The sequence below is a fragment of the Mycobacterium sp. 1274761.0 genome, from assembly GCF_001668615.1.
Classification (GTDB): Bacteria; Actinomycetota; Actinomycetes; order Mycobacteriales; family Mycobacteriaceae; genus Mycobacterium.
The window spans coordinates 1-699 of record NZ_LZMC01000023.1; the positions used below are offsets into that span (position 1 = coordinate 1).

Annotated in this window: 2 protein-coding genes; both read left to right on the forward strand. The window is 65.1% G+C overall.

The window, feature by feature from the left end:
- Window positions 1-92 precede the first annotated feature (92 nt).
- Window positions 93-344 carry a nuclear transport factor 2 family protein gene (locus A5651_RS04010; RefSeq protein ID WP_066975814.1) on the forward strand — a complete coding sequence of 84 codons (252 nt, stop codon included), beginning with the start codon at window positions 93-95 and terminating at the stop codon, window positions 342-344.
- 2 nt (window positions 345-346) lie between these two features.
- The coding region (locus A5651_RS04015; RefSeq protein WP_156662583.1) for an SDR family NAD(P)-dependent oxidoreductase at window positions 347-699 on the forward strand (353 nt) is incomplete at its 3' end.

Genomic DNA, 699 nt, shown 5'->3' on the forward strand with positions numbered 1-699 from the left:
GTCGTAGTACCCGACCGGGTTGACGCCCGAACCATCCGCGGTCAGGATCAACGCATCGACGTAGGTCCGTACACTGGACAGGTGCGGCAGAGGTGGCGCAGTTCATGGAGGCGGTGCACGTGGGTGCTGCCCACACCATGCACCGGATGACCAACCAGGTGATCAACGTGGATGGTGACAGGGCCAGTGTACGGACCTACGTCGATGCGTTGATCCTGACCGCGGATGGTTCGGGCGTCAACCCGGTCGGGTACTACGACGACGTCGCGGTGCGGACTGCTGCAGGCTGGCGAATCGCTCAACGTTCCTACACCTCGGTTCGACTGGTCGCGGTCGGCAGCTGATCATGGGTGAATTCCGCGACAAATACGGTCCGTGGGCGATCGTTGTCGGCGCATCCGACGGGTGCGGTGCCGTCTTCGCAGAACGGTTGGCCGAGGACGGTATCGGTGTGGTGCTCGTAGCGCGCCGAGAACACGTCCTGGCCGACGTCGCCTCCGGGATCACCGCCCGCACCGGGGCCGAGACGCGGACGCTGGCCGTCGACCTGACCGACCCTGATGCCGCTTCGCGGATCATGGACGACACGTCGGACATCGAGATCGGCATGTTGGTCTATTGCGCGGGCGGCGATCCGAACTACCAACCTTTCCTCGCGAACCCGGTAACGGCCGCGGAAGCCCTGCTGCAGCCCGGCGT